Below are 6,328 nucleotides of genomic sequence, written 5' to 3' on the forward strand. Positions count from 1 at the left end.
GTTGCTGGCAAAACCTTCGAGAACCTGGAACTCGGCGGCAGCGCTACCGTACAAATCGCCGATACCATCAGCGAAGTCGTTGCCACACTGACCGCCGACAAATCGACCGTGGCCGAAGGCGGCACCGTTACCTACACCGTCACCCTAAGCAATGCTCAAGGTCTTTCGGTCACAGATCACCAAGGCCTGGTCTTCACCCTCTCGGACGGCACCAAAGTCAACGTGGCCGCTGGCAGCGCAACCGGCACTGCGACCATCCAAGCTCCAGATGATGTGTACGTGGGTGGCCAGCCATCCATCGTTAACAAACTGGAATCGGTCACCGGTGCGGATAACTTCGAGAAGTTGACCCTCGGCGACAATTCGATCACCACTACTGTCACCGATGAACCTGGCACTGGTAGTCCAGGTGCTGGCAACGAGGGTGACAAGGTTGCCGTCACTATCGTTAGCAATGGCGATGTGAACGAGGCTCAACAGCCGTCGTTCACCGTTAAAGTGAATCAGCCGCTGGATCGTCCACTCACCGTCACCCTGAGCAACGGCGACAAAGTCACCATCGCTGCGGGCCAGACCGAAGTTGAGTACAAGGCTCCGGCTCAAGGCGAAGACGTCTTCAAAGATGCCGGCTCGCTGACTGTCGGTATTACCGACGCCAGTGTTGCTGGCAAGACCTTCGAGAATCTTGAGCTGGGTGGTTCGGCAACTGTTCAGATTGCTGACACCATCAGCGAAGTGGTTGCGACCCTCACTGCCGACAAGTCCACTGTGGCTGAAGGCGGCCAAGTCACTTACACCGTTACCCTGAGCAATGCTCAGGGTCTGTCGGTGACTGGTCACCAGGGTCTGGTGTTCACACTGAGCGATGGAACCAAAGTTAACGTCGCCGCTGGCAGCGCCACCGGTAGCGCGACCATCACCGCGAAAGACGACGTGTACGTCGGCGGCCAAGCGCCGATCGTCAACAAGATCGAGTCCGTCACTGGCGGCGATAACTTCGAAAAACTGACGCTGGGTCAGGGCGAAGTTAGGACTGAAGTTACCGATGAGCCAGGCACTGGCACTCCAGGTGCTGGCAACGAAGGTGATAAGGTTTCCGTCACCATCGTTAGCAATGGCGATGTGAATGAAGCTCAGCAGCCGAGCTTCACCGTGAAAGTCAGCCAAGTGCTTGATCGTCCGCTCACCGTCACCCTGAGCAACGGCGACAAAGTCACCATCGCTGCAGGCCAGACCGAGGTTGAGTACAAGGCTCCGGCTCAGGGCGAGGACGTCTTCAAAGACGCAGGTTCGCTCACCGTCGGCATTACCGATGCAAGCGTTGCTGGCAAAACCTTCGAGAACCTGGAACTCGGCGGCAGCGCTACCGTACAAATCGCCGATACCATCAGCGAAGTCGTTGCCACACTGACCGCCGACAAATCGACCGTGGCCGAAGGCGGCACCGTTACCTACACCGTCACCCTAAGCAATGCTCAAGGTCTTTCGGTCACAGATCACCAAGGCCTGGTCTTCACCCTCTCGGACGGCACCAAAGTCAACGTGGCCGCTGGCAGCGCAACCGGCACTGCGACCATCCAAGCTCCAGATGATGTGTACGTGGGTGGCCAGCCATCCATCGTTAACAAACTGGAATCGGTCACCGGTGCGGATAACTTCGAGAAGTTGACCCTCGGCGACAATTCGATCACCACTACTGTCACCGATGAACCTGGCACTGGTAGTCCAGGTGCTGGCAACGAGGGTGACAAGGTTGCCGTCACTATCGTTAGCAATGGCGATGTGAACGAGGCTCAGCAGCCGTCGTTCACCGTTAAAGTGAATCAGCCACTGGATCGTCCGCTGACTGTCACCCTGAGCAACGGCGACAAAGTCACCATCGCTGCAGGTCAGACCGAGGTTGAGTACAAGGCTCCGGCTCAAGGCGAAGACGTCTTCAAAGACGCCGGCTCGCTGACTGTTGGCATCACCGATGCCAGCGTCGCTGGCAAGACCTTTGAGAACCTCGAGCTGGGTGGTTCGGCAACTGTCCAGATCGCCGACACCATCAGCGAAGTGGTAGCAACGCTGACTGCCGACAAGTCCACTGTGGCTGAGGGCGGCCAAGTCACCTACACCGTCACACTGAGCAACGCCCAAGGGCTGTCGGTTACTGGCCACCAGGGCCTGGTCTTCACTCTCTCGGACGGCACCAAAGTCAATGTGGCCGCTGGCAGCGCCACCGGCACTGCGACCATCACCGCGAAAGACAACGTCTATGTCGGCGGGCAAGCGCCGATCGTCAACAAGATCGAGTCCGTCACTGGCGGCGATAACTTCGAAAAACTGACGCTGGGTCAGGGCGAAGTTAGGACTGAAGTTACTGATGAACCAGGCACTGGTACTCCAGGTGCTGGTAACGAAGGCGACAAGGTTGCCGTCACTATCGTTAGCAATGGCGATGTGAATGAAGCTCAGCAGCCGTCGTTCACCGTGAAGGTGAATCAGCCACTGGATCGTCCGCTGACTGTCACCCTGAGCAATGGCGATAAAGTCACCATCGCTGCAGGCCAGACCGAAGTTGAATACAAGGCTCCGGCTCAGGGCGAGGATGTCTTCAAAGACGCGGGTTCGCTCACCGTCGGCATCACCGATGCCAGTGTTGCTGGCAAAACCTTCGAGAACCTTGAGCTGGGTGGTTCGGCAACTGTTCAGATTGCTGACACCATCAGTGAAGTGGTTGCGACCCTCACTGCCGACAAGTCCACCGTTGCTGAAGGCAGTCAAGTCACCTACACCGTCACCCTGAGCAACGCTCAAGGCCTGTCGGTCACTGGTCACCAGGGCCTCACCTTCACCCTGAGCGACGGTACTAAAGTTACTGTGCCTGCTGGCAGCGCCACCGGCACCGCGACCATCACTGCCAACGACGACGTCTATGTCGGCGGGCAAGCGCCGATCGTCAACAAGATCGAGTCCGTCACTGGCGGCGATAACTTCGAAAAACTGACGCTGGGTCAGGGCGAAGTTAGGACTGAAGTTACTGATGAACCAGGCACTGGTACTCCAGGTGCTGGTAACGAAGGCGACAAGGTTGCCGTCACTATCGTTAGCAATGGCGACGTGAATGAGGCTCAACAACCGTCGTTCACCGTGAAGGTGAATCAGCCACTGGATCGTCCGCTGACTGTGACCCTGAGCAATGGCGATAAAGTCACCATCGCTGCAGGCCAGACCGAAGTTGAATACAAGGCCCCGGCTCAAGGCGAAGACGTCTTCAAGGATGCCGGCTCGCTCACTGTCGGTATTACCGACGCCAGCGTTGCAGGCAAAACCTTCGAGAACTTGGAACTCGGCGGCAGCGCTACCGTACAAATCGCTGACACGATCAGCGAAGTGGTAGCAACGCTGACTGCCGACAAGTCCACTGTCGCTGAAGGCGGCCAAGTCACTTACACCGTCACCTTGAGCAACGCCCAAGGTCTGTCGGTGACTGGTCACCAGGGACTGGTCTTCACCCTGAGCGACGGCACCAAAGTCAACGTGGCCGCTGGCAGCTCGACTGGCACCGCCGTTATCACTGCCAAAGACGACGTCTACGTTGGCGGCCAAGCGCCGATCGTCAACAAGATCGAATCCGTCACTGGCGGCGACAACTTCGAGAAGCTGACCCTCGGCAGCAACTCCGTGACCACCACAGTCACCGACGAGCCAGGTTCGGGCACGCCAGGTTCGGGGAACCAAGGCGACAAGGTCTCCGTCACCATCGTCAGCAATGGCGATGTGAACGAAGCACAACAACCAAGCTTCACCGTCAAAGTGAATCAGGCGCTGGATCGTCCTCTGACTGTCACCCTGAGCAACGGCGACAAGGTGACCATCGCGGCCGGTCAAACCCAGGTCGAGTACAAGGCTCCAGCTCAAGGCGAAGACGTCTTCAAGGATGCCGGTTCACTCACCGTCGGTATCAACAGCGCCACCGTCGAAGGCAAAACCTTCGAAAACCTGGAGCTGGGTGCACCTGCGACCGTGCAAATCAGCGACACCATCAGCGAAGTCGTTGCCACACTGACTGCTGACAAGACGACCGTGGCCGAAGGCGGCCAAGTCACCTACACCGTCACCTTGAGCAACGCCCAAGGTCTGTCGGTAACGGGTCACCAGGGACTGGTCTTCACCCTGAGCGACGGCACCAAAGTCAACGTGGCCGCTGGCAGCTCGACTGGCACCGCCGTTATCACTGCCAAAGACGACGTCTACGTCGGCGGCCAAGCGCCGATCGTCAACAAGATCGAGTCCGTCACTGGCGGCGACAACTTCGAGAAGCTGACCCTCGGCAGCAACTCCGTGACCACCACCGTCACCGACGAGCCAGGTTCGGGTACTCCAGGTTCGGGTAACCAAGGCGACAAAGTCTCGGTCACTATCGTCAGCAATGGCGACGTGAACGAGGCTCAGCAGCCAAGCTTCACCGTCAAAGTGAATCAGCCGCTGGACCGTCCTTTGACTGTCACTCTGAGCAACGGCGACAAAGTCACCATCGCGGCCGGTCAGACTCAAGTGGAATACAAGGCCCCCGCTCAAGGCGAAGACGTCTTCAAGGATGCCGGCTCGCTCACCGTCGGCGTCAACAGCGCCACCGTCGAAGGCAAAATCTTCGAAAACCTGGAGCTGGGTGCACCTGCGACCGTGCAAATCAGCGACACCATCAGCGAAGTCGTTGCCACACTGACTGCTGACAAGACGACCGTGGCTGAAGGCGGCACCGTTACCTACACCGTCACCTTGAGCAACGCCCAAGGGCTGTCGGTGACTGGTCACCAGGGTCTGGTCTTCACGTTGAGCGACGGCACCAAAGTCAACGTGGCCGCTGGCAGCTCGACTGGCACCGCCGTTATCACTGCCAAAGACGACGTCTACGTCGGCGGCCAGGCTCCGATCGTCAACAAGATCGAATCCGTCACCGGCGGCGACAACTTCGAGAAACTGACCCTCGGCAGCAACTCCGTAACCACCACGGTCACCGACGAGCCAGGGTCAGGCACGCCAGGTTCGGGTAACCAAGGCGACAAAGTCTCGGTCACTATCGTCAGCAATGGTGATGTGAACGAGGCCCAGCAGCCAAGCTTCACCGTCAAAGTGAATCAGCCGCTGGATCGTCCGCTGACTGTCACCCTGAGCAACGGCGACAAGGTCACCATCGCTGCCGGTCAAACTCAGGTCGAGTACAAGGCTCCGGCTCAAGGCGATGACGTCTTCAAAGATGCCGGTTCGCTGACTGTTGGCATCACCGACGCCAGCGTTGCAGGCAAAACCTTCGAGAACCTCGAGCTGGGTGGTTCGGCAACTGTTCAGATCGCCGACACCATCAGCGAAGTGGTTGCGACCCTCACCGCAGACAAATCCACTGTCGCTGAAGGCGGCCAAGTCACCTACACCGTCACCTTGAGCAACGCCCAAGGTCTGTCGGTGACTGGTCACCAGGGTCTGGTGTTCACCCTGAGCGACGGCACCAAAGTCAACGTGGCCGCTGGCAGCTCGACTGGCACCGCCGTTATCACTGCCAAAGACGACGTCTACGTCGGCGGCCAGGCTCCGATCGTCAACAAGATCGAATCCGTCACTGGCGGCGACAACTTCGAGAAGCTGACCCTCGGCAGCAACTCCGTGACCACCACAGTCACCGACGAGCCAGGTTCGGGCACACCAGGTTCGGGTAACCAAGGCGACAAAGTCTCGGTCACTATCGTCAGCAATGGTGATGTGAACGAGGCCCAGCAGCCAAGCTTCACCGTCAAAGTGAATCAGCCGCTGGACCGTCCTTTGACTGTCACTCTGAGCAACGGCGACAAGGTCACCATCGCTGCCGGCCAAACTCAGGTCGAGTACAAGGCTCCAGCTCAAGGCGAAGACGTCTTCAAGGATGCCGGTTCACTCACCGTCGGTATCAATAGCGCCACCGTCGAAGGCAAGACCTTCGAAAATCTGGAGCTGGGTGCACCTGCCACCGTACAAATCAGCGACACCATCAGCGAAGTCGTTGCCACGCTGACTGCCGACAAGACGACCGTGGCTGAAGGCGGCCAAGTCACCTACACCGTCACCCTGAGCAACGCTCAAGGCCTGTCGGTCACAGGTCACCAAGGCCTGGTCTTCACCCTGAGCGACGGCACCAAGGTCAACATTGCTGCAGGTAGCGCCACCGGCACCGCGACCATCACTGCGAAAGACGACGTCTACGTCGGTGGTCAGGCGCCAATCGTCAACAAAATCACCGCCGTCTCTGGCGGCGACAACTTCGAGAAACTGACGCTGGGCAGCAACTCCGTGACCACCACCGTTACCGACG

General features: G+C 58.6%; 1 protein-coding gene. It reads left to right on the forward strand.

Going from position 1 to position 6,328, the window contains the following annotated elements; genetic code table 11:
- On the forward strand, positions 1-6,328 hold a 6,328-nt coding region (locus Q6A47_RS22790), incomplete at both ends, for an immunoglobulin-like domain-containing protein (protein ID WP_369811594.1).

Origin of the sequence: Pseudomonas boreofloridensis (assembly GCF_030580795.1) — a bacterium.
Taxonomy (GTDB): Bacteria; Pseudomonadota; Gammaproteobacteria; order Pseudomonadales; family Pseudomonadaceae; genus Aquipseudomonas; species Aquipseudomonas boreofloridensis.